This is a genomic window from Prosthecobacter fluviatilis (genome assembly GCF_042655725.1).
Taxonomy (GTDB): domain Bacteria; phylum Verrucomicrobiota; class Verrucomicrobiia; order Verrucomicrobiales; family Verrucomicrobiaceae; genus Prosthecobacter; species Prosthecobacter fluviatilis.
Genome location: NZ_JBHSMQ010000002.1, coordinates 519,213 through 541,486, shown reverse-complemented (window position 1 = coordinate 541,486; position 22,274 = coordinate 519,213). Strand labels below are relative to the sequence as shown.

Here is a 22,274-nt window from a genome sequence, read left to right as displayed (position 1 = left end):
GTTTGGGAACGCTGCTCAGAGTGATTTTCCATCGATAAGCCCCAGTTATTTAAGGAAACTTAAATAAATCCAGGGTTTTAATGGGGTAAAAACCCCAAATAAATCGAAGCCAACCTTGACCATAGGGTCAGGATGGAATTAAAATGGGGTTATTACCCGGTTATTATTGGATGGCCCGCCCTTCAAACACCTTCGACTCATTGTCACTGACGATCGCGATCACACCGCAGATCAAGCAGTACCTCGAAGACATGACTTTGAAGGGCACGTTTGGCAGCAGCCCCGCCGAGGCGGCGAGGATGCTGTTGAGCAATGGGATAGATGCCATGTTGAACTCGGGAGCTTTGGACAGACGCAAATGGACTCTCAAGGACGGACAGCTCGTCCTTCTGACGCCGGATCAACCTTCCCTATCATCATGACACTTCAACACGATCCTCAGGCCGACTCCACTGTCTTCTCCACCCTTGTTGAAGTCGAACTGACTGACACTGACCGCAGCAAAAAAGGCAGCTGGAAATCCGAAACCCGGCTGTCCATGCTTTCGCACGAAATCACCCGCTACATGCCGGAACTTGCCGCCCTGCTGGCCGAGGGCGGCAGGCAGAAGCTGCTGGCTGCAGCCTGATAGCTGAGGCCCCAGGCGCTTCCGGGAGACGTGGTCCCCGATGTGTGGATGTCATGGGTTTTCGCTGCCGAGGAGCCCCCAGGGGCCGAGACGTTCGGCGGCTTTTTTTCGCAGGATTTCCTGCTTTTCCAAAGGCAGGTGTTTGCAGATGCGGTCCAAGCAACCGGCCACACCGGAGCCCGCCTTCTGCCAGACCTCGGCACGCAGCAGCTTGAACTCAGCCGCCGTCTGCAGCAACTCCGCATGCACGGCGCTGCGCTCGGCCTCTGTGAGAGACAACTCCGCCACCATGGCAGATTCGACCTTGTCAATGAGACGGTCCACCGGCGCTTGGGACTCACCAGGATGGGCGATGGCGCGCTGAACAAAACGGCGCAGCACAAGCAGTCCGCCGCCGATGCCACAGCCTGCACCGAGGATGAAAACCAGCAGAAGAAGGAGCGCGGCCTTCCAGCGTGATGAGATGGTGGGTGAAGAGTGCATAAGAGAATCAAATACCAGCGAACACGGGCCCCTGAAGCTGCCAGATCCAGGCCATTTCATTCAACACATCCAGGCTGTGATGGCAGGCAAGAAACGCTGCAAGGGCGAGAGCTGCAAAACCGGCCTGCAGCCAGCGGGAGCAAAAGAGATCGAGCACATCATCCCAAAGAGAAGCGGTCTGACGTCGGCACTGCGGCGCGCTGATTTCTGCCCGGACGGCGAGCCTCACATCCACCCCCTGCGGCATGGAGGCCAGGCGGGCGCTTTGGGTGAGGCGATTCCAGGATCGCCGATTAGTCGAGGGTGTATCCATGACGTGTGAGGATGGTTTTGAGTCGTTGCCGCGCGCGGAAGGCTTTCACCTTGGCCTTCGCCTTGCTCCAGCCAAAATGCGCGGCGATTTCATGAAGAGGAAGCTGCTCCAGATGCAGCAGCGTGAGCAGGGCCCGGTCATCCGGCGGCAAATGGGAAAGGATGAACTGAACGCTGGCCAGGTCATTCCCAGGCGAGGAATCTTCAGCGCAGGCGATTTGGTCGAGCGGATGCCCCTCCGCCGTGGGCTGCACCAGGCGAGAGAATGGCGAGCGCTGATGCCTGCGGCAGAATTCGAGGCCGATATTTGCGGCGATGCGCCTGAGCCAGTGAAGAAAGGGCTTGTCTGGCCGCCACTGCGGCAGCGCACGCCAGGCACGGACAAAGCACTCTTGAACCATGTCTTCAAGATCGGCACGGCTGCTGGAGAAGCGATGAAGCATGGCGGTCATGGTGGGCTGATGGCGTTTGATGATCTGGTCAAAGGCCTCGAGGTCGCCCGCCTGCGCCGACTGCACCAGAACGAGGTCATCGTCCCTCTGGATATCGGTGTGGGCTGGAGCGGTCACGGCAGAGCAACTGAGGTAATTCCAAAACGAAAAAATGGCAACGCAGCGGCTCATTGAGCGAACGTCATAAACGAGGCTTTCAGACTTGTTCAGGGCATCCGCCACATACTTCCGCGGCTAAAGTCCTGAATGCCGGGCTGCGACTACTGGTTACAGAAAAATCAAGCCAGGGGTTTTTGGCCTCGGCGGTTGACTCCCTGCCCCGCCTGCACCACCTGAAAACATGCAGCTCATCTCTGGAACCGCCGTCGCTGAAAAAGTCCTCGAAGAATGCCGCCGTGACATCGCCACGCTGGCCGCACAAGGCCGCAAGCCGGGCCTGGCAGTCGTGCTCGTGGGTGATGATCCTGCCTCACGCGCCTACGTCCGCTCCAAAGACAAAAAGTGCCGCGATCTGGGCCTGCACTCGGTCAAGCTCGAGCTCCCAGCCTCCACCACCCAGGAGGAACTGCTGGCACACGTGGATGCCCTGAACAACGATCCTTCCATCCACGGCATCCTGGTGCAAAGCCCGCCGCCCAAACACATCGACGAAGCTGCGATCGTGCGCGCGATTGATCCCGCCAAGGACGTGGACGGGTTCCATCCGGTGAACGTGGCCAAGCTAGCCCTGGAAGATCCCACCGGCTTCGTGCCCTGCACCCCGCTGGGCTGCCAGCGCCTGCTGATTGAGGCCGGCATCGAAACCAGCGGAGCGCACGCCGTGGTGGTGGGCCGCAGCATGATCGTGGGCAAACCCATGGCCCTGCTGCTCATGGCCAAGGGCAAGGGCGGAGACGCCACCGTAACCGTGACTCATTCCCGCACCAAGGATCTGGCTGCCATCACCCGCACGGCGGACATCATCATCGCGGCAATTGGCCGCCCGCATTTCATCAAGGCGGAGCACGTCAAGGAAGGTGCCGTGGTCATCGATGTAGGCATCAACCGTGTGGACGATGCCACCAGTGACAAGGGCTACAAGCTCGTGGGCGACGTGGCCTTTGATGAAGTCGCCCCCAAATGCCGCGCCATCACCCCCGTGCCGGGCGGTGTGGGCCCCATGACCATCGCCATGCTGATGGCCAACACCATCAAGGCCTGCAAACAGGCGGCGGCCTGACGAGGATTTTGATTCTCAAGGCGGAGCGCGCATGCCATGCTGCGCGGATATGCGCATCCGCCCAACCTTTCTGACCACCTTACTGGCTCTTGCGACGCCGGTCTGTCTCAACGCCGACGAAGCCAAACCAGACAAGCCCGCCGCCCCCGCCTCCGAAAAAAAGGAAGGCAAGCAGCCGGAGAAGAAGGACGACAAAAAGTCCGAGTCAGACAAGCCCGTCGTGACGGAGGGAAAGGTGACCATCGGCGGCAAGGAGATCGCGTATCAGGCCAAGGCAGGCACCTTGCCCATCCTGAAGCCGGATGGCAAACCCTCGGCGCAGGTCTTTTACACGGCCTACACGATGAAGGAGGTGAAAGACAAGAGCACACGTCCGGTGACGTTCTGCTTTAACGGCGGCCCGGGCAGCAGCTCGGTGTGGCTGCACCTCGGGGCCTTTGGCCCCAAGCGCGTGGACCTGCCTGCAGACGGGCTCACGCCCCCACGCCCGCCGGGTGGCCTGGTGAACAATGAGTTCTCGCTGCTGGATGTGACGGACCTCGTTTTCATCGACCCGGTGAACACTGGCTTCAGCCGTCCGGAGGATCCCAAAAACCTGCCGGAGTTTCTCGGCGTGCAGGAGGACATCGCCAGTGTGGGCGAGTTCATGCGGCTGTGGGTCACGCGCGAAGAGCGCTGGAGCTCGCCAAAGTTCATCGCCGGCGAAAGCTACGGCGGCATCCGTGGCGGCGGGCTGGCGCAGCATCTGCAGCAGCGGCACCGCATGTACCTGAACGGCATTGTGATCGTCTCCGGCCTGCTGGACTACGCCACGCTGCTCTCCGGCCCCCTGAACGAAACACCCTACCTCGTGGGCCTGCCGGCCATGACGGCCACGGCGCACTATCACAAAAAGCTGCCCCCAGACCTGCAGGCCGATTTCAAAAAAGCCGTGGCCGAATCACGCGCCTTTGCCTTCGGCGAATACGCCTCCGCCCTGCTGAAGGGAAATGACCTGCCCCAGGCAGAACGTGAGAGCGTGGTGAAAAAGCTGGCCAGACTCACGGGCCTGGAACCCAAGCTGATCGAGCAGCAGGAACTGCGGATCGACAGTGGTGTGTTCCGTGAAATGCTGCTGCGCAAAGAAAAGCTGGTGCTGGGTGCCTATGATGCCCGTGTGACAGGGCGCGATGGCGATGAGTCGGACATCCACCCACAGATCGAGCCCTTCATGCGTGTCGTGGGCAGCGTAGCCGCAGCCTCCATGAACGCCTACCTGCGCGAGGAACTGCATTATGAAAAGGATCTCCCCTATGAAGTGCTGGCCCCACAGCCAAACTGGAACCACGGCAAGGGCAACAGCTACACCAGTGTGAGCGGCCAGCTGGCCGAGGCGATCAAACAGAACCCCCACCTCAGAGTGCTGGCACTTACCGGCTGGCGGGATCTCGTCACACCGCCAGACAACATGCTCCTGAGCGTGCGCCAGATGCGGCTGCCCGATGAACTGCGCGGCAACATCGAATTCGCGGAGTACGAGTCCGGCCACATGATGTACACCAATCGTCCGGACATGGAGAAAATGCACAACGACATTACTTCATTCATTATCAAGGCATTAAAGTAAATTCACCCCAAAAAGCCGCGGAAAGCTCTCATAAAAGATAAATAAGACACGGAAATTCAGCCCCTCATCCTGGCGAATGGCGATCTTGGACCAGCTGTAGCCCAATCCGGCCAGCTGAAAGGCGACTAACCGGACAAAACCCTGCTCCGACTGGGCAATCGGGCCTGCTGAGGTCTCCCGGCTGGCCAAAAACTCAAAAAAACGACAAATTCCCCCTAATTGGAAGCCCCCCCGGCTCGTTCGAACCTATGGAAGCCAATTTCACTCATTCCACATCACCATGAAACAAACCAAGAAACTGCTCAGCAGCCTGCTTGTTTCCGCACTTTGTGTGTCCTCCGCCTTGGCGGAAGTTCGCACTTGGACGGACACCTCCGGCCGCCAAGTCACCGCCTCATTCATCGGTCTCGATGGTGAGGACATCATCCTGAAAACCGCTGATGGAGTCACTCACAAGTTTGCTCTGACCAGGCTGTCTGCGGAGGATCAGGCTTTGGCAAAAAGCATGAAGCCCTCTGACCAGCCGGTGATGCTGGCCAATGCGACCGTGGCCCAGGCATCTGCCGCGATTGACCGCCTCGTGGCCAATGGCCTTGTGCGCGCCAATCCTGAACGAGCCAAGGGAGGCAAGAAACCGATCACCGGATTCAACCCCATGGCCAACGACGAGCAGTTCGTGCGCCGCGTCTATCTCGACATCGTGGGCCGCATTCCGAACTACACGGAAACCATGCAGTTCATCCAGGACAGCAACCCGAACAAGCGTGCCAAGCTGATTGACATGCTGCTCGACAGCCCTGGCTACAACAGCAACACGTTCAACTACTTCGCTGAAATGCTGCGCGTGAAAGACCGCCTCGAGCAGGACAACCTGCGCGGCGTCCCCTACATCAACTGGATGCAGCACCAGATCGAGAAGAACGTCACCTGGGACAAGATGGTGTTCGACATGCTGACCGCCAAAGGCAAGATGTGGCAGGATGGCGCCGCAGGCTACCTTCTGCGTGACGCCGGCATGCCGCTGGACAACCTGGCAAACACCCTCGCCGTGTTTCTGGGTACAGACGTGGCCTGTGCACAGTGCCATGACCACCCATTCTCCGACTGGACCCAGCACCAGTTCTATGAAATGGCCTCCTTCTTCGGAGCCACCACCACCAACATGCGCGTGGCCAGCAACCGCAAAGCCAAAGACTCCTCTGGCATGATGGCAGCGAATGCCATGCGGGACCTGATGCCCAAGATCGAAGAAATGGTGACCCAGAGCGGCATGGACATCAAGCGCATCCGCAATGGCATCCAGAACTACATGGGAGCCAACCGTTTCATCGTCGGCGACATGGACACCAACAGCATGAAGCTGCCCCATGACTACAAGTACCCGGACGCCAAGCCGAATGATCCGGTGGAGCCCAAGTTCATCACCTGGAGCAAAAATGACAAAAACCTTCCTGCGTACAAGCAGAAGATGAAGTCTGCGGAAGAACTTCGCCCAGCCTTCGCGAAATGGGTGACCGATCCTTCCAACCCTCGCTTTGCAATGGCCATTGCCAACCGCATGTGGAAGCGTGCTTTCGGTCAGGGCATCTCGGAGCCGGTGACCAACATCGATGATCCCAAGCAGTCCGTGAACCCCGAACTGCTCCTGCATCTGGCTGAAGAAATGAAACGGGTGAAGTTCAACATCAAGGATTTCATGCGCATCATCTACAACACCCGCGCCTACCAGTCCGAAGCCACCTCCGAAAAGATCGCCATGGGTGAGCCCTACTACTTCCAGGGCCCGCTTCTCCGCCGCATGAGTGCCGAGCAGGCATGGGATTCCTACATGACCCTGGTTCTGGGTGACCCTGACAAGTATGCCAAGCCGCTGGAAGATCTCTACAGCCGCTCCATCGACCTGGACCTCAGCAATCCCAAGCTGGATGCTCAGACCGTGCTGGTGAAGTATGACGCCTTCCGCAAGATGGCCGAAAAAGAGCGCGCCCTCATGGGTGGTGGTCTTGCCGAAGCGGGCGGTGGCGACATGATGATGGAAAGCGGCGGCAAAGCCAAAGGCAAACCCGCTGCAGCAAAGCCTGCCGGTGACATGATGGAAAATGCCTCCCTCACCTACAACGGCATGATTCTGCGCCGCGCATCCACGCTGGAGCAGCCTGCCCCGGCAGGTCACTTCCTGATCGACTTCGGCCAGTCCCCGCGGTCCCTGATCGACGGCAGCGTCAAGACCGGTTCGGTCCCACAGGTGCTGATGATGATGAACGGCAAGGCTCAGCAGATGCTGACCAGCCCGGATTCACTGGTCTTCCGCACGATGGAAAAAGTGAAGTCGCCGCCTGAAAAGGTGGAGGCTCTGTTTGTCTCGGTTCTCAACCGCCGCCCGACCCTTCCTGAGAAAGACATCGCCAAGCGCGCTCTTTCCGGCGGAGATGACGGCTACGCCAACATGATCTGGGCTCTCATCAACACCCGTGAGTTCATTTTCATCCAATAAATCTGCAGATCCATTCACAACACGTAACGCGCTAATCCTTATTTTATGAAATCAGAACTCAACAAGCTTAACCCCATCGCCCGTCGTGACTTCATGATGCGCACGGCCCAGGCCGCGCTCGGCGTGACCGTCATGCCCTCTCTGAATCTGGCTGCGGCAGGCACCACAGGTGCTGGCACCCCCGGATTCGGCAAGGCCAAAAACGTCATCTTCCTCTGGATGGGTGGCGGCATGACCCACATCGACACCTGGGATCCCAAGGACGGACCAACCAAAGGCCCGACCGACCCCATCAAGGCGAATGCAGGCTCTGGCAATATGGACCGTCTCGGCGGGACCATGGAAAAGATGGCCAAAATTGCCAACAAGTTCTCCATCATCCGCTCCATGAGCTCCAAAACCGGGGTGCATGATCAGGGCACTTATGTGATGAAGACCGGTTATGAACCCCGTGGCACGATCGTTCATCCTTGCATCGGCGCCTGGGCCTCTCATTTCCTGGGCCGCATCAAGGGGCCAACCCTGCCGGACAGCGTGGTCGTCAACAGCGGCAATGCGTTCCCTGGCGCAGGCTTCTTCCCGACCACGATGAGCCCCATCCCGATCTCCAATCCAGAGACCGGCCTGCAGAACATCAAGCCGACTACCTCGGAAGATCAGTTCAAGAAGCGTCTGTCTCTGACCGACGAATTCGACGCCTCCTTCCGCAAAAAATTCCAGTCGGACGAGGTGAAGTCCTACTCCGAGTTTTATGACGAAACGGTGAAACTCATGAAGAGCGAAGACCTCAAGGCCTTCGATCTCAGCCAGGAGCCTCAGGCAGTGCGTGAGAAATACGGCAGAAACAACTTCGGCCAGGGAGCCCTCCTTGCCCGTCGTCTGGTTCAGGCTGGTGTGCGCTTCGTCGAAGTTCAGTCGGGTGGCTGGGACATGCACAACACCATCGACACCGCTCTCGGCACAACCGCAGCCACGATGGACAACGTCTTCGCAGCCTTGATCGAAGACCTGATCTCCAACGGCCTGTTCGAATCCACGATGATCGTCATGGGTTCCGAGTTCGGCCGCACACCGGACATCAATGAAAACGATGGCCGTGACCACTACCCGCTCGCCTACTCCACCGTCTTCGCAGGCGGCGGCGTCAAGGGTGGCTTCGTCTATGGCTCCACCGACAAGGAAGGACGCCGTGTGGCTGACAAGCAGTGCACACCGCAGGACTTCCAGGCCACCATCGGCCACGCCATGGGCCTGCCTGTGGACGAAGTGGTCATGTCTCCTTCGAACCGTCCGTTCACGGTCGGCGACAAGGGGGTGCCCGTCCTCGATATCTTCGCATAATCAAGCGCAGCAGCATCTGCACAGTGAGAAGCACCCGGTCGCAAGACCGGGTGTTTTTTTGTCCCCTTTATTCCTCCCAGCCAAGGCCCTGAGTTTTCATGCCTCCCCGTCTGCGGGGAGCATTCAGCAACGCCGCCGCAAGAAGCACCAGCACCACCCCGCCGGGCTCCGGCACGGGCGTTACGGAAGCGACTGAAAAATTAAAGTCATCAAAGCTCTGGATGTAACTGATGGCCCCGTTGTCCAGCGTTCCTCCCCGCAAGTCCCACTGCAGACCGGTGATGGCACCACTGCTCAGCCCAAGGCTCAGGCTGTTAATGACACTGCTACTGCTGCCCAGCAGCGAATTCGCATCGTTGTACGCGCTGATTCCCAGGCTGGCGGTATTGTTCAGCGTATCCAGCGCCACCGTAATTTCAGACCAGCCCAGGGTGCCCATTTGATAGGCCGTCGTCTGCCAGGCACCGCCACTCAGGCGGTACTGCAGGAAATTGTCTCCTGTGTAGCCGACTTCAAACACGAATTGATTGGCTGCATCCAGCAGGGACACCCCCAGGATATTGCCTGTATCCGGATCATCCCAGTCCGAGGGTTTGACCCAGAATGACATCCTGACCAGCAATCCCTCGGTGCTGGCGGGAGAAATCCCTCCAAAATCACGGGAGTCCATTATGTAAAGATAGCTCAGGCTTTGATCAGACGCCATCAGGTTCAGGGTTTGCGAGCCCGTGTGCGGCATGGTATTCCGATAGGCGACAATCTGGTTTCTATCATACTGACTCCCATAGTAGTAGGGAGCGGTGGCATCTTCATAAAGCCGTCCTCCCGAGAGGGCCTTCCAGAGGCCTGAATTGTCAGCAATGTCCGCCGCCCCACCTCCCGGGCCGTAGCTGTTCGTGCCGTATTGACCAGCGTTGTAGCGCGAAACGTCAGGCCCGTTCGTTCCATCCCCCAAGGTATTGGGATAGGCCCCCACAGGCACCACCCCGGTGTAGCCATTGGCCATGTTGTTGTTGAGATAATACTGGGCATCTCCAGCCAGGTAACCCGACAGAATTTGACCGTTCATCGGAACACGATAGCCATCTTGCTCTTCAAAACTGCCCAGATAGGCATGCGCATCCTGCGGCCATAGCATCGCGCCGATGATGCCTGCATAGAGACAAAGTCTGACTTCATGAATCCTCACTTCTAAATATATACTCAAAAGCAATAAATATAAATTTAATAATTAATGCGATTTTCATCTCTGAGTGACACGTCTCGACTCTTGCCACGCCATTGGCTGCTGAGGGCGCGGCCATCCCCCCTCATTTGCCAGTCGCGTGGCATTCTGAGTTTTCAGCCAGGCGCATCTGGTGGTTAATTGCCTTCCACGCACGGCTTTTCCTGCTTGCGGGCTTCTTTGAAGCCCGGATAATGGGCGCCCTTCCGTGCCGCCCAGGCTGGTGAGACACCCTATGAGCAAACCCGTTCCCAAGTCCGATGAACCCTCCTTCGAAGACGCCATGCAGCGTCTGGACGAGATCGTCGCGGGCATGGAAGACGGACAGCTTTCTCTGGAGGAAATGATTTCAAGTTACGAAGACGGAGTACGTCTCCTCAAGCTGTGTCGTCAGCGCATCGACGGCGCCCGCCGCCGGGTGGAGCTGATCAGTGCCGACTTGGAAGGTGGCAAAGCGTCGCTCACATCATTTGACGATGCCGCCGATAACGACGAGAGCGCCGAAGACACCGAAAAAAGCCGCTCCCCAGCCCGCCGTCGCAAAACCGCCGAGACTGAAGGCGGCGAAATTAGACTTTTTTAGACCTGTGGATACCCAACTGCCTGCCATCAACTCCCCTGCCGATCTCAAAGCCCTGCCGCTGGAGAAACTGCCTGACCTCGCGGAAAAAATCCGCCAGACACTTATCAACACCCTGAGTCAGACCGGGGGCCACCTGGGGCCAAACCTCGGAGTGGTGGAACTGAGCATCGCCCTGCACCGGGTTTTTGACACTCCAAAGGACCGCTTTGTGTTCGATGTGGCGCACCAGGGCTACGTCCACAAAATGCTCACCGGCCGCTGGGACCGCATACACACCATCCGCCAGCACGATGGCCTGAACGGCTTCCTGCTCCGCACCGAAAGCGAGCACGACTGCTATGGCGCAGGCCATGCCGGCACTGCCCTCTCAGCCGCCCTTGGCATGGCCACGGGGCGTGATCTCGCCGGAGGTGACGAGCACGTCGTCTGCGTGGCTGGAGACGCTGCCTTCACCTGCGGCCCTGTGTTTGAAGCGATGAACAATGTCGCCGCACATACCAAGCGGCTCATCGTCGTGCTCAATGACAATGAGTGGTCGATTGACCGCAATGTCGGCGCCATCGCCAAGTACTTCAATTCCATCGCCACCCATCCGGCCTACGCAAACCTGCATCAAAAGGCCGGCAAACTGCTCGAATTCGTGCTGGGCGAGGACGCACGCCGCATCGCCAAAAAGGTCGAAGACCACGCCAAGAACATCCTTCTGCCGCAGAGCCAGACCCCTTCCAACCGCAGCTCACTCTTTGACGAATTCGGCATCCGTTACTACGGCCCGATCGACGGGCACAACATCCCGCTGCTCATCCAGACCTTCGAATTTCTCAAGACCCAGGATGAGCCGGTGATCCTGCACATCATCACGGAGAAAGGGCGCGGCTACACCCCCGCCCTCAATGATCCAGGCAAGTTCCATGGGCTGGGCAAATACACCGTCGAGACCGGCGAGACCCCGACCAGCGACAAACCCACCTACTCCCAAGTCTTTGCCCGCAGTGTCACCGACTTTGCCAAGGCAGATGAAAAAATCGTGGCCATCACGGGCGCCATGCCCGGGGGCACGGGTTTGAGCGTCTTCAAAAAAGAAATTCCAGAGCGCTACTACGATGTCGGCATCGCCGAGGAGCATGCGGCGCTTTTTGCCTGCGGCCTGGCAACACGGGGCCTGAAGCCATTTCTGACCATTTACTCCACCTTCATGCAGCGTGCCTTTGACATGATCGTGCATGACATGGCCATCCAAAACCTGCCCGTGCGTCTCTGCATGGACCGTGGAGGCCTCAGCGGTGATGACGGCCCCACTCACCATGGCCTTTTCGACATCGCCTATCTGCGTGGCATCCCGGGCATCGTCCACATGCAGCCTCGTAATGAAGATGAGTTTGTGGACATGCTGTGGACCATGGCATGCTACGAGAGCGGCCCCATCGCCATCCGCTACCCGCGTGGAAACGGCCCTGGCGTCACGCCCAAAGACAAGCCTGTCAGGCTCGAGATCGGCAAGGCTGAAGTCATTGCCGATGGCAGCGATGTCGCCCTCATCGGCCTCGGCGACATGTTCCCCGTGGCTGAAGCTGCCAAGAAAGAGCTCGAAGCCAAAGGCCTTTCCGTCGCTCTGATCAATCCGCGCTGGATCAAACCTCTGGATATGGACTGCATCGCTTCGTTTGCCCGGAAGGTGAAGGTTGTCTGCACCCTCGAGGACCATGTCCTCCGCAATGGTTTTGGTGCTGGTGTCATCGAACAGCTCAGCGATGCGGGCATTCATACCCCCGTCGTTCGGATCGGGTGGCCTGATCAGTTCATCGAGCACGGCACCCCTTCAGTGCTTCGCAAAAAGCATGGTCTGAGTGTGGAAAACACAGTCGCAAAAGTGCTCAATGCCCTGGGGCAGGCCTGACAGACAAGGACTCGGGTGGGAAAGACTTTCTGAGTCTGTCCCGCTCACCTCATGACGCCTGTAACGGCACTGTCTAAATATTAATTCAACTGCGATCACCCGCAGCTTTCCTTCTGGCAATGCTCCGCTCTTTGCCTGATTCTATTCCTGATCTGAGCTGTACTGAAAAAGTCTCAGAGACGAAGTGACATGAGTTTTGCATGCACTGAAAAAAGCTGTTCAGAAGTTTTCAAAGGCCGCCCTCAAGTCTCCATGCCCTATCGAAACGACGCCGCCGTTTCCGACTACCCACAAAAAGCAATTGATGCCGGAAGGCAGGCTGGCTGGCTGCGGTACCACGAGACACAGCACCAGGACAACCCATCTTCTCCCGAACCTGAACAGGAGACCCATGAAGTCGCCTGGGGAAATGAACGGCCATTCTACAGCCGTCCGTCCCGGCGAAACCGGCGTGCCCAGCCTTTGCCCAAGTGGGTCACTGATGCGGGCTTTCTAGTGGCCGCCTTTGCTGGCTATCTGCTCGGGCTTAGTCATGGCATCCCCACCGCCACGGCTCAACAATCCAGCCCGCAGCAAGCAGTCCCAACCGCCACAGCTCAACAGTCGAGCCCGCAACCAGCAGTGCCTACCGCCACGGCTCAGCAGTCCAGCCCGCAACCAGCAGCTCCCGCCGCCTCAGAAAAACAAACTGACTCACCCAAAGCAGCCACCCTCTCTGCGCCTGTGCCACGAAGCCAAATACAGATGGTGGCACTCAAAGGCGGGACTTTTTCGATGGGGGATTCCTTGGACGGATTGAAGGATGCGAGGCCTCATCAGGTCAGCGTGGCACCGCTTTTGATGGCAAAACATGAGGTCAATCTCGAGCTTTGGGAAACAGTCATGCTGTGGGGTCGGAGCCACGGCTACTCAGATCTTCCAGATGGCAGCGGCAAGGCGCATGACCACCCCGTGCATGGCATCTCATGGACGGATGCTGTGAAGTGGTGCAACGCACTCAGTGAAAAAGAGGGGCTCACGCCTTGTTACTACACCGAAACGACCTGGCGAAACGTCGCCCGCAAAGGCATGGTGGACATCGGCAATCAGCATGTCAACTGGGCAGCCAACGGCTACCGCCTGCCTACGGAGGCCGAGTGGGAGTTCGCCGCCAGAGGCGGCCTCGCAGACAACCGCTTTCCCTGGGGGGACGAAATCAGGCATGAACAGGCCAACTACCATGGCTCACACCTCATCAGCTATGACAAAAGCCGGCATGATGGAACTGCAGCCCACCTGATGAGCAGCCCCCCCTACACCGCTGCTACCGGCAGCTACCAGAGCAATGGATACGGCCTCCATGACATGGCTGGCAACGTAGCCGAGTGGTGCTGGGACTTTTATGATCCGGACTACGGAGACGCAGTGCCTGCGCTGGAGAACCCCCATGGACCTGACAAGGGCAAAAACTGCGTTGTCAGAGGAGGAAGCTGGCGGCACACAGCCGCCGATGCCCGCTGTGCCAGCCGCTTCAGCCTGCCAGGGGAACTGGGCGCGATCTATGTGGGCTTTCGAGTCGTTCGCGGCCTCTGAATCCTGCAGACACTCACGGCACCACCGAAGCAAAGTTCTGTGTGGCATAGAGATGAAATTTCGGACACGTGCAGGCATGCACACCGCAGCCCAGAAAGAGGACTCTGCCGTTGAGGATGTTCGCCCTGTGTCCGGGTGATTTCATCCACAGCTTCACCATCTCATCAGCGAAAGCGAGGTAAGTGAGGCCATTCGTGGTGCGCATGGCAATGTTTTCGGCACGCTCACCGCTTTTCAGCCCCCAGGCCTCCATGCGCTGCCATGCCGTGCGTCTGGCAGGATTGTGCGGGTTCTCATGAGAGAAAAAATTCTCCAACGCCATGTCCCTGGAATGCTCATAGGCACATGCCGCCAGCGCCCGCGCGGTTTGAAACAGCGGCAGCTTGTGCTTCTCACGCTCAGCATTGGTGGCAAAGAAGATCGCTGCGCTCAGCAGCCCGCCATCCATGCTTTCGCGCTGCATCACCCGCAGCACAGGAGGGTACTGGCGGAACGTTTCCGGAGTAAACCGCGCATAGTCGGCCATCGTCCATGGCTGGACATCAGCCACCGGTTTTGCCTTATCATCTGCCCACAGAGGCAGCGCGACAGCAAGCAGGAGCGAAATCAGCCTCATCAGGAGAAAGAAGGCAGGCTCCGGATGATGGCAACTGATTGCACTCTGCGCCTGAAAATCACCGCTCCTCCACCCAACCCGGAGCGGGATAGCTGCCGAGCACCTTCACCTGAACGGCGATGCCTTCGACTTCGAGGGCGCTGATGGCCTGCCGAAGCGTGGCATCGGTATGATGGCCGCTGATTTCGAGGAAAAAACGTGCCTGGGTGCCACAGGAAGTCGGGCGATTCTCGATCTGGCGGACGTTGACATTCCGCGAGGCAAACACCTGCAGCACCTCCATGAGGGCGCCCACGCGGTCCTTGGCATGGATCATGAGCATGGTGTTGTCATTGCCAGAGGGCGGGCCCGAGCGGCGACCGAGGATGATGAACCGCGTCTGGGTGGCGTATTCACGCGGGGAAGTGGCAATGACACGGAGATCGTGCAGTTCCGCGCTCAGGGGAGTGCCCAGCGCCGCCACAGCAGGATTTTGCGCAGCCAGGGTGGCCGCCGCGCTGGAGCTGGGGGACTCGATGAGCTGTGCACCCGGGAAACTTTGCATGAGCCAGGGCCTGCAATGCGCGAGCATCTGCGCCCGGCCATGAATCTCGCTGATATTGCTGTTCGGCCCCTGTGCCATGACGGCGGCATCGGCCTTCCACAAAATTTCGGCGTAGATCTGCAATGCGCTGTCGGCCAGGTGGTCGAGCGTGTGATGCACAGCTCCCTCAGTCGAGTGCTCGATGGGAAGCACGCCGTAGTCGGCGATCTGCGCAGCCACCCGGCCAAACACGCCTTCGGTGCTGGCTTCAGCAAGGTATTCGACACAATGGCCAAACTTGTTCACCGCCGCTTGGTGCGTCCAGGAGCCCGTGGGCCCAAGATAGGCTATTTTGAGGCTGTCCTCCAAGGCGAGCGCAGCGCTCATGATCTCGCGGTAGATCGCACGAATCGCACGCTCGGTGAGACGTCCATTCTGTGCACGATTGATCTCCGCCAGCTTGCGCAGCAGCTTGTCTTCGCGGCCAGGCACGTAGATGTCGAGGTCATCCTTGCGTTTGATCTCACCGACAGCATGCACCAGCTCGGCACGCTCGTTCAACAGACGCAGCAGCTGCTGATCGATGCTGTCGATCTTGTTGCGAACTTCTTCAAGGGACATGGGCCGCGTCAAAAGAGGGGGTTAGGAATCATCTGCCGCAGCAGATGTGACGGGGGCCAGGGAAAGCTGGTGCTCCTGCGGCTGCTCGGCGGCAGGCGCCCCTTCCTCTGCGGTGGGCAGTTTCACCCGTCGCAGCTCGGAGGCGTTGGGCATGTCGTCCAGACTGCGCACACCAAAGTGATCCAGGAAGGCCTCCGTGGTGCCGTAGAGAAGCGGGCGGCCAGGAAGATCGGCGCGGCCTTCGATTTTCATCAGCCCACGGTCAATCAACTGCTGCACCATCGCGTCCACCGAAACGCCACGCACCGCCTCGATGCCAGCCTTGGTAATGGGCTGGCGGTAGGCCACGATGGCGAGCGTCTCCAACGCGGGCTGGCTTAGCCGCTGCACCTTCTTGCCAGGATAAAGCGCACGGCACCACTCGGCATATTCACCACGGGCGGCAATTCGCCAGCCATTCGCACGCTCGACGAGGGTGAAAGCGTGCTTCTCCGCCTCGTAACGGGCGATGAGTTCATCCAAAATACCACGCACCTGCTCCTCGGTGGTCTGTGCCAGCGGGGCGACCCACTCCGGGATCTGAATCTGGCTTTCCTCACCGGCGCCGGCAGACTCGCTGGCGGCGTCCAGAATATCCTTGGCCGTGTCTTTGACGGCGGCACACATCTGCGGCACCCCCAGGGGCTCCTGGGAGGCAAAAAGAAGGGCTTCGACAATCGAGATCAGTTCCATGGCGCGGACACGCAATCTCAAGCGAGCCAGCGGGGAGAGTCAAGCTGTGGAACAGCACTTCGCACCCCGGCGCCCCCTCACCTAGGGAGCGCGCAGGGACTTCCACGGCTCCTCTTCGCTATGATCGACAAGGCCGGGCTCGTCCGCCTTGGCGGGAGAGAGGATCGCCAGAAAGACGAGCATTTCCTCACCCACGTTCCAGGTGCCGTGGACTTCCCCCATCGGTATGAAGGCCGTGTCTCCGGGGCCGAGGATCTTTTTCTGCGTACCGACCCACTGCTCGGCCTTGCCGGAAATGACGTAAATCAGCTCCTCACGGGTCGGGTGGGAGTGAAAGGGATGACTGCGCCCCGGCTCCATGTTGGCCCGCACCATCATGAGGTGCTCGTTGTTCACGATGTCGCCGCGGCAGATCCACTCTTCGAGCGTCCAAGGAGAAAGATAGTCGATTTTTTCGGCAGCAGTAACGAAACGGCGGTTGGCGATGGCGTCTGACATGATGGGCGGATGCTAGCGTGGTGAAATCCCCCCGGCAAGCCGGGCGATGCACCTGTGGCTATCCGTTTTGCCACGTCCTCCACGCTCTCAGTAGGTGAACAATTCCTTCACCGTCCAGGGCTTTTCCAGCTCCATGCCCTTCTGCCGCATGAGCACAGTCAGCGCATCGGCCATGCGCTGCTTCATGTGCCTGGTCAGGCGGCGGCCTTTGCGGGCGCGCTGCACGGCTTTGTGGGTCATGGGCTCCGTGCTGGCGGCCACAAGATCGTGATTCCCCAGCTCATGCCCGGTCATGATCCCGTCCAAAGGCTGCACGCCCATGTTGCGCTCGATTTCGTCTTGTCCCATGATCACCTTCTCATTCCGCAAACCGTCATCTGCAATCTGAATTCCAGCCATGCGCATCCTTCTCACCACCACCAGCTATCAGGACACCCCCGGCGAACACCACGCGCTGCTCGCCGCCCAAGGCTACGACGTACACCGTGAGCGCGGCCCCCTGCCGGAGAGCCGCATGCTGGAACTCGCTGGTGAATTTGACGCCTTCCTCTGCGGCGACGATGAAATCACCCGCGCCGTTTTGGACAAAGCCCTGCCTCGCCTGCGGGTGATCTCCAAGTACGGGATCGGTTTGGACAAGATCGATGTGGCGGCCTGCACGGAGAAAAAGCTGCCCGTGCTCTTCACTCCAGGCGTGAATCACACCACCGTGGCCGAGCACACCTTCTGCCTGCTGCTCGCCCTCGTACGCAATCTCGTCGACTCCGCCAACTCCGTGCGCAACGGCCAGTGGAAGCGCGTCACCGGCCACGAAATCTGGAACAAAACCATCGGCATCGTAGGCCTGGGCCGCATCGGCCAGGAAGTGGCCAAGCGGGCCACCGCCTTTGGCATGAACATTCACGCCATGGACCTGCCTCAATACTGGCCCAAGGCCTTTGCGGACGTTCACGGCATCACCCAGCACGAAGAAATTGAGACGATGCTCCCACACATCGACGTGCTAAGCCTGCACGCGAACCTGAGCGAAAGCACCCGCAACCTCATCAATGCCGAGCGTCTGAAGCTTGCGAAGCCAGAGCTGCTGGTGGTGAACACCTCCCGTGCCGAGCTCGTCCACATGCCCGACATGATCGCTGCGCTGGACGCAGGCAAGGTCGGCGGCTATGCCACCGATGTGCTCGACATCGAGCCCCCGCCTGCTGACCACCCGCTGCTCAAGCACCCCAAGGCCCTCATCACGCCCCATATCGGCTCACGCACTTACGAGAGCGTCCCCCGGCAGGCTATGCGCGCCACCCTGAACCTCGTGAATTATCTCAAGGGAGAGAAGGACGTGATTCAGGCAAACAAGTGGTAATGCCCCGATTCAGCGCCACATGTTGCGCGTGATCGGCATGGAACTGCGCACAGGCTGATGCGCCTGATAGAGTTTCAAGCGCTCGCTTGAAACTCCGGCCTCGTTGCTGCCGGGCGGCAGTTTTTTGAAAAACTCCCGCTCCAGACCGATGGCTGCTGCGTAGTCCCCCTGCTCAGCACTGGCCGCCGCCTGGGCGGCAGACACGTATGGCTGGTTTGCCGATAACATGCCAGCTGCCAGGCTCGCGTACTGAGCGGCCTTCTGCCCATCACGGATCGAGCTGTCCGGACAGGTGGCCAGCAGCCAGGCGAGATCCAGAAACGTGAGACTGTAGCCCGGCGTCTTCTGCACACCTTTCTCGTAGTCTGCGAGCGCGGCCCGAAAATCACCTTTGGCGTGGTAGGCGCGGCCGCGCAGGTCAAAGTTCACACCTTCTGGAGACTGTTTGATCGCAGCATCCAGGTCGGCGATGGCTCGATCATAGTCGCCCATCTGATAATAGGCCACGCTCCGGGCTCTGCGTATGTTGTCATTGCCAGGATTGAGCCGCAAAGCCTCGCCATAGTCAGCCAGCGCCTTCGTATGCTGCAAAAGGGCGGCATGGGCATTGGCCCTGTTATGCCAAAGCCGCCATTCATCGGGATGATGCCGGATCGCATCATCGTAAATGCGAAGCACTCCTTCGAAATCTCCCTGATCCCATAACACGCGGGCTTTTTGCAAAGCTTCATCCACCGTTTGTGGAGAGCCTGCAGGCTCGGTCTTCTGCACCAGCTTGTATTCAAAGAACAGGCTCGTGGGGCTGCCTTCCGCCTGCTGCACGGAGGTGATGGTCATCAAACCGACCGCGCCACGAGAAGTGCGAAACACACACGAAACAGGCCACTGCCCCTGGGCGAGCCTGAGGACATCATCGTTGCCAGTCAGTCCGCCGGCCGAAGCCGCTGCATTGGCGGCAGACATGAAAAGCGGTTGGTTTCCCGTAAGCCACTTTCCAAAAGCACACCCATGCGGATGAATCAAAACATCACCAGCCTCCTGACTCAGACTGAAGTCCGCCCCACCCGCTGCATCGACCTTTGGCCATTCGTCCGTGATTTCCCCAGGGCTTTGCGCAGAAGCAGCGCGGATGGTGAAGGTCTTCCCGCCGGCAAATTGGAAATGCGGCACGATGCCATTCCCGGCGCAGGCAAGCACGTGCTGTTTGGCGGAGCCAAAGATCCATTCGCTCTCAGTCTGCGCCGACGGAGGATTCTTTTTTTCATTGGCAGGCTGTTGGGTCGTGGATGGCTCAGTGGCTGACGTGCCGTTAAGAACTTGCTGCAGCCTGGCAGCGAGATCATCAGCCTCTTCATGGGTCAGGTGTCCGCTGATTTCGAGGCGTCCGCCACGGATCTCTGAATGGACAACCGGCGCCGCAAAGAGCAGGCCATCTATCAGAATCGCGAGCTTTTTGCCTTTGGCTTCGTGCGTCACCTGTGCGATTCGCTGCTTGCCGCTTTGATTGAATTGCAAGGCAATCTGCGGCCCTACCGGCCTGTGAATGGCTTCGACTGACTGCAAGGCAGACTGGTCCAGCTGAGAGGTTTTCTCGACATTGAGCACTTCCCCCTGCCCGGCGATTTTCATCGGCTCCGTATCTGCAGAAGGAGAATCCAGAACCCGGCAAATCTGGAACGTGGACTTGGCAGCGACCTCTGGAGGCACAAAGAGCAAGGGCGGCACATGCACTCCATTGCTGATGAAGTTTCGCCTCTCACGGTTGCGCATGATGAATCCGGCCAAGGATGACAGCGGCTGCCCGAAGGAGATGGTATGTACATATTGGCTCTGAAAATCCACCACAGTGCTTCCCTGGCTGCGCAAATCCGAACCGTCATGCAGTCGGCCAATCACCTCCCATTGGTCGTGCGGAAATTGGTCCTCATCCTCCGTAACCACGGTCACGAAGGCCTGGTGGTTTGCGTCTTCGCCTGAGTTGGTCAGGAACTGACCTCCCCCGCTGTTGTTTGTCTTGCCCGCCTGAATGAGAGCACTGCTTTGCCAGGAGCCGGCTGTGAGCTCAAGACGCACCTTTAAGGGGCCGGTGACGGCTGCATAAGGAACCCGGCAGCCGGTGGCCAGCCAGCCAACTGCCCGAGGGCCTTTGGGTGCATGGGCGGCAGACACACGTTGTGTCTGCTTAACTTCAACTCCTTCTTGGGTGAAAAGGCTTATCCTGCTTTCGCTGCGTTGGTCAATGGCCGGATGTGAGTAGAAAAACATCAGCCAGCCCGCGGTATCGCTGATTTTGGAAACAGTGCCATTTCCCAGCAAGCCCGTTCTCCACCATTCCCAGTCACTCACGGGAATGTCTCCCGGGGCAGCCACGGCCTCACCGCTCGGTGCACGCAACTGCCAGCCGTTGCTCTCTCTGGGCATCCAGGCGACGTAGCACAGCTTGGGGTCTCCTTTGAAGATGACATCGCCAAGCTCTTTGGCGTCTTGTTTTTTGACAGCTGCCGCGACTGGCTCACTGGACTGAAGAGGCGCGGGGGAGAGGGCAGGCTTGCTGGCGCGAGAGGCAAGCGCACTTTGATTCGCCGTCAGTTTTGCGTAGGCCAGCACTCCCCAGGGAGCCGTGGAATGAATGATCAGCAGCACAAAACAGCCAGCCGCCACATGGGCAGCCGTCTTTGTGCCCACCCCAAGCATTCGCCGTTGGGTCCACGCATAGAGACCAAAAACCAGGCCCACCTGCAGCACCAGCACCACCTGTGAGAAGGCCCCCTGCACCGCCAGCACTGTCACCAGAGAAGACGGGCTCAGTATTTTCTGGGCGAAGACCAGCCACAAGGTTCCGGGAATGCGAAGCACCGCGAGCAGTCCAAAGGTGGACACTGCAGCAAACACAGCCCTCGCCACAGGACCAAGCGAGCCATGGGCTGGCTCGCGGAAAAGACGCCACACAGAAAGGATGGCAGCAATGATCGGCAGCAGCACACCTGCAATCATCAGTCCGTTTTCAGCACCCCAACCCCATTGCTGCGCCGCATGCACGCCCAGTCCCATCATGAGACCTCCTGCACAAAGCAGCATGATGACGGCTGCTGGCAGCACCCATGCCCTGGCAATCTGGGACCCGCCCGCAGCAACCGTCTGGCTGGAAGTTGCCTGCACATTCTCGACGCAGGTGCGGAACTCCGCTGCGGTGGCAAAGCGTAATTCGGGAGATTTTTCCAGGGCACGAAGCACGATCTCGTCGATGCGGATGTCCACCTGCACACGTCTCGACGGCGCTTCGAGTTTGCCGGTGGGGCGCTCCCCAGTGAGCATCTCATAAAGAACGACGCCGAGAGAGTAGATGTCTGCGCGATGGTCGGCGGAGCCGCTTGCCTGTTCCGGAGCGGCATAGTCTGGGGTGCCGAGGGGCATGCTAGGGGCTTCGTGCTTGCCGTTGGTCGAATCACGAACCTCCCCGCCAAAAGAAGCAGCGTCACTGCCATCGATGATTTTCGCGATGCCAAAATCGGCGATCTTCACGGTGCCAGCCTTGTCAATGAGCAGGTTCTCAGGCTTGATGTCACGGTGAACGATGCCGTGATCATGCGCGCACTGCAGCGCCTCACAGACTGGAGGCACAATGCTGAGGGCCTCACTGGGGGTTAGTCGTTTTGTCTGCAGGAGCTGCCGCAGGTTCACTCCATCGATGAACTCCATCAGCAGGAAGTAAAAGCCTCCTGCGCGCCCAAAGTCATGCACGGTGACGATGTGCGGGTGACTGAGCCTTGCCAGAGCCTGCGCCTCACGCTGAAACCGCTCGGAGAAGCCGGGCAGGTCCGCAAGTTCGGCCGGCAGAATCTTCAGCGCCACAAAACGGTCGAGCTGCGGCTGGCGGGCTTTAAACACCGCCCCCATGCCACCACTGCCAATGAGCGCGGTGATTTCCAAGTTTGGGAAGGCGGCACGCACGGCGTCCAGGCTCGGCGGGGCATAGGCCATCCAAACTCCATCGGCAGTCGGAGCCAGGGCGCTGGCATAAACACAGCGCGGGCACAGTCCATTCATGGAATCCTCCGGTATGTGAGAGCCGCAATGCGGACAGATGCTCGATGAGATCGTGGTCATGCATG

The 22,274-nt window shown here is 59.2% G+C and carries 20 protein-coding genes; 9 read left to right on the top strand and 11 right to left on the bottom strand.

Translation table 11 applies throughout. The features are described 5' to 3' along the window. Positions 1 to 163: 163 nt before the first annotated feature. Positions 164 to 328: a hypothetical protein gene (locus ACFQDI_RS07235; RefSeq protein WP_377164919.1), complete on the bottom strand. Its 165-nt coding sequence runs from the start codon at positions 326 to 328 to the stop codon at positions 164 to 166. Between the two features lie 90 nt (positions 329 to 418). On the opposite strand from ACFQDI_RS07235, the gene ACFQDI_RS07230 reads away from it, so the two are divergent. Then, positions 419 to 628 (top strand): hypothetical protein, encoded by a 210-nt coding sequence (locus ACFQDI_RS07230; RefSeq protein ID WP_377164917.1) that lies wholly within the window; start codon positions 419 to 421, stop codon positions 626 to 628. Between the two features lie 51 nt (positions 629 to 679). On the opposite strand, the gene ACFQDI_RS07225 is transcribed toward ACFQDI_RS07230, so the two are convergent. From ACFQDI_RS07225 to ACFQDI_RS07215, 3 genes are read right to left on the bottom strand one after another with little or no spacing between them, the layout of a single operon-like run. Next, a complete protein-coding gene (locus ACFQDI_RS07225) occupies positions 680 to 1,111 on the bottom strand; it encodes a hypothetical protein (protein ID WP_377164915.1) in 432 nt (143 codons plus the stop codon). 7 nt (positions 1,112 to 1,118) lie between these two features. After that, positions 1,119 to 1,424: a hypothetical protein gene (locus ACFQDI_RS07220; protein ID WP_377164913.1), complete on the bottom strand. Its 306-nt coding sequence runs from the start codon at positions 1,422 to 1,424 to the stop codon at positions 1,119 to 1,121. After that, entirely contained in the window at positions 1,405 to 1,992 is a 588-nt protein-coding gene (locus ACFQDI_RS07215) for an RNA polymerase sigma factor (RefSeq protein ID WP_377164911.1), read from the bottom strand. Before ACFQDI_RS07215 ends, ACFQDI_RS07220 begins: the two co-directional genes overlap by 20 nt. 223 nt (positions 1,993 to 2,215) lie before the next feature. Here ACFQDI_RS07215 and folD point away from each other — a divergent pair, with 223 nt between their 5' ends. From folD to ACFQDI_RS07195, 4 genes are all read left to right on the top strand, one after another. Next, positions 2,216 to 3,094, top strand: coding sequence for a bifunctional methylenetetrahydrofolate dehydrogenase/methenyltetrahydrofolate cyclohydrolase FolD (gene folD / locus ACFQDI_RS07210; protein WP_377164909.1), 879 nt, complete (start codon positions 2,216 to 2,218; stop codon positions 3,092 to 3,094). Between the two features lie 49 nt (positions 3,095 to 3,143). Beyond that, the gene (locus ACFQDI_RS07205) at positions 3,144 to 4,700 is read left to right on the top strand and encodes a S10 family peptidase (RefSeq protein ID WP_377164907.1); all 1,557 of its coding nucleotides are present in this window, start codon (positions 3,144 to 3,146) and stop codon (positions 4,698 to 4,700) included. A 280-nt stretch (positions 4,701 to 4,980) separates the two neighbouring features. Beyond that, positions 4,981 to 7,194 carry a DUF1549 domain-containing protein gene (locus ACFQDI_RS07200; protein ID WP_377164905.1) on the top strand — a complete coding sequence of 738 codons (2,214 nt, stop codon included), beginning with the start codon at positions 4,981 to 4,983 and terminating at the stop codon, positions 7,192 to 7,194. Between the two features lie 45 nt (positions 7,195 to 7,239). Further along, the gene (locus ACFQDI_RS07195) at positions 7,240 to 8,535 is read left to right on the top strand and encodes a DUF1501 domain-containing protein (RefSeq protein ID WP_377164903.1); all 1,296 of its coding nucleotides are present in this window, start codon (positions 7,240 to 7,242) and stop codon (positions 8,533 to 8,535) included. A 67-nt stretch (positions 8,536 to 8,602) separates the two neighbouring features. On the opposite strand, the gene ACFQDI_RS07190 is transcribed toward ACFQDI_RS07195, so the two are convergent. Beyond that, on the bottom strand, positions 8,603 to 9,724 hold the full coding sequence (locus ACFQDI_RS07190) for a hypothetical protein (protein ID WP_377164901.1): 1,122 nt from the start codon (positions 9,722 to 9,724) through the stop codon (positions 8,603 to 8,605). Between the two features lie 271 nt (positions 9,725 to 9,995). Between ACFQDI_RS07190 and xseB the strand changes: the two genes are divergently transcribed. The 3 genes from xseB to ACFQDI_RS07175 all read left to right on the top strand — a co-directional run bounded on the left by xseB (position 9,996) and on the right by ACFQDI_RS07175 (position 13,812). Then, positions 9,996 to 10,343 (top strand): exodeoxyribonuclease VII small subunit, encoded by a 348-nt coding sequence (gene xseB, locus ACFQDI_RS07185; protein WP_377164899.1) that lies wholly within the window; start codon positions 9,996 to 9,998, stop codon positions 10,341 to 10,343. Positions 10,344 to 10,347: 4 nt separating this feature from the next. Then, on the top strand, positions 10,348 to 12,240 hold the full coding sequence (dxs, locus tag ACFQDI_RS07180; RefSeq protein WP_377164897.1) for a 1-deoxy-D-xylulose-5-phosphate synthase: 1,893 nt from the start codon (positions 10,348 to 10,350) through the stop codon (positions 12,238 to 12,240). Between the two features lie 189 nt (positions 12,241 to 12,429). Next, a complete protein-coding gene (locus ACFQDI_RS07175; RefSeq protein WP_377164895.1) occupies positions 12,430 to 13,812 on the top strand; it encodes an SUMF1/EgtB/PvdO family nonheme iron enzyme in 1,383 nt (460 codons plus the stop codon). 13 nt (positions 13,813 to 13,825) lie between these two features. Here ACFQDI_RS07175 and ACFQDI_RS07170 read toward each other — a convergent pair whose 3' ends face one another. The 5 genes from ACFQDI_RS07170 to ACFQDI_RS07150 form a co-directional block, all read right to left on the bottom strand. After that, positions 13,826 to 14,428, bottom strand: a complete 603-nt coding sequence (locus ACFQDI_RS07170) for a CAP domain-containing protein (RefSeq protein WP_377164893.1) — start codon at positions 14,426 to 14,428, stop codon at positions 13,826 to 13,828. A 58-nt stretch (positions 14,429 to 14,486) separates the two neighbouring features. Then, complete coding sequence (gene pheA, locus ACFQDI_RS07165) at positions 14,487 to 15,572, bottom strand: chorismate mutase (RefSeq protein WP_377164891.1); 1,086 nt, start codon at positions 15,570 to 15,572, stop codon at positions 14,487 to 14,489. Between the two features lie 21 nt (positions 15,573 to 15,593). Continuing rightward, positions 15,594 to 16,304, bottom strand: coding sequence for an SMC-Scp complex subunit ScpB (scpB, locus tag ACFQDI_RS07160; RefSeq protein WP_377164889.1), 711 nt, complete (start codon positions 16,302 to 16,304; stop codon positions 15,594 to 15,596). Positions 16,305 to 16,385: 81 nt separating this feature from the next. Then, entirely contained in the window at positions 16,386 to 16,802 is a 417-nt protein-coding gene (locus ACFQDI_RS07155; RefSeq protein ID WP_377164887.1) for a cupin domain-containing protein, read from the bottom strand. A gap of 87 nt (positions 16,803 to 16,889) precedes the next feature. Next, positions 16,890 to 17,150, bottom strand: coding sequence for a hypothetical protein (locus ACFQDI_RS07150; RefSeq protein WP_377164885.1), 261 nt, complete (start codon positions 17,148 to 17,150; stop codon positions 16,890 to 16,892). Positions 17,151 to 17,199: 49 nt separating this feature from the next. Here ACFQDI_RS07150 and ACFQDI_RS07145 point away from each other — a divergent pair, with 49 nt between their 5' ends. Next, positions 17,200 to 18,162, top strand: coding sequence for a phosphoglycerate dehydrogenase (locus ACFQDI_RS07145; RefSeq protein ID WP_377164883.1), 963 nt, complete (start codon positions 17,200 to 17,202; stop codon positions 18,160 to 18,162). A gap of 9 nt (positions 18,163 to 18,171) precedes the next feature. On the opposite strand, the gene ACFQDI_RS07140 is transcribed toward ACFQDI_RS07145, so the two are convergent. Continuing rightward, positions 18,172 to 22,269: a protein kinase domain-containing protein gene (locus ACFQDI_RS07140; RefSeq protein ID WP_377164881.1), complete on the bottom strand. Its 4,098-nt coding sequence runs from the start codon at positions 22,267 to 22,269 to the stop codon at positions 18,172 to 18,174. Positions 22,270 to 22,274: the final 5 nt, after the last annotated feature.

What these genes read in the sequence shown, in the direction of transcription:
- ACFQDI_RS07235 (WP_377164919.1), bottom strand. Translation starts at nt 328, where the DNA reads ATGGCATCTATCCCATTGCTCAACAGCATCCTCGCCGCCTCGGCGGGG.
- ACFQDI_RS07230 (WP_377164917.1), top strand. Translation starts at nt 419, where the DNA reads ATGACACTTCAACACGATCCTCAGGCCGACTCCACTGTCTTCTCCACC.
- ACFQDI_RS07225 (WP_377164915.1), bottom strand. Translation starts at nt 1,111, where the DNA reads ATGCACTCTTCACCCACCATCTCATCACGCTGGAAGGCCGCGCTCCTT.
- ACFQDI_RS07220 (WP_377164913.1), bottom strand. Translation starts at nt 1,424, where the DNA reads ATGGATACACCCTCGACTAATCGGCGATCCTGGAATCGCCTCACCCAA.
- folD (WP_377164909.1), top strand. Translation starts at nt 2,216, where the DNA reads ATGCAGCTCATCTCTGGAACCGCCGTCGCTGAAAAAGTCCTCGAAGAA.
- ACFQDI_RS07205 (WP_377164907.1), top strand. Translation starts at nt 3,144, where the DNA reads ATGCGCATCCGCCCAACCTTTCTGACCACCTTACTGGCTCTTGCGACG.
- ACFQDI_RS07200 (WP_377164905.1), top strand. Translation starts at nt 4,981, where the DNA reads ATGAAACAAACCAAGAAACTGCTCAGCAGCCTGCTTGTTTCCGCACTT.
- ACFQDI_RS07195 (WP_377164903.1), top strand. Translation starts at nt 7,240, where the DNA reads ATGAAATCAGAACTCAACAAGCTTAACCCCATCGCCCGTCGTGACTTC.
- xseB (WP_377164899.1), top strand. Translation starts at nt 9,996, where the DNA reads ATGAGCAAACCCGTTCCCAAGTCCGATGAACCCTCCTTCGAAGACGCC.
- ACFQDI_RS07175 (WP_377164895.1), top strand. Translation starts at nt 12,430, where the DNA reads ATGAGTTTTGCATGCACTGAAAAAAGCTGTTCAGAAGTTTTCAAAGGC.
- ACFQDI_RS07170 (WP_377164893.1), bottom strand. Translation starts at nt 14,428, where the DNA reads ATGAGGCTGATTTCGCTCCTGCTTGCTGTCGCGCTGCCTCTGTGGGCA.
- pheA (WP_377164891.1), bottom strand. Translation starts at nt 15,572, where the DNA reads ATGTCCCTTGAAGAAGTTCGCAACAAGATCGACAGCATCGATCAGCAG.
- scpB (WP_377164889.1), bottom strand. Translation starts at nt 16,304, where the DNA reads ATGGAACTGATCTCGATTGTCGAAGCCCTTCTTTTTGCCTCCCAGGAG.
- ACFQDI_RS07155 (WP_377164887.1), bottom strand. Translation starts at nt 16,802, where the DNA reads ATGTCAGACGCCATCGCCAACCGCCGTTTCGTTACTGCTGCCGAAAAA.
- ACFQDI_RS07150 (WP_377164885.1), bottom strand. Translation starts at nt 17,150, where the DNA reads ATGGGACAAGACGAAATCGAGCGCAACATGGGCGTGCAGCCTTTGGAC.
- ACFQDI_RS07145 (WP_377164883.1), top strand. Translation starts at nt 17,200, where the DNA reads ATGCGCATCCTTCTCACCACCACCAGCTATCAGGACACCCCCGGCGAA.
- ACFQDI_RS07140 (WP_377164881.1), bottom strand. Translation starts at nt 22,269, where the DNA reads ATGACCACGATCTCATCGAGCATCTGTCCGCATTGCGGCTCTCACATA.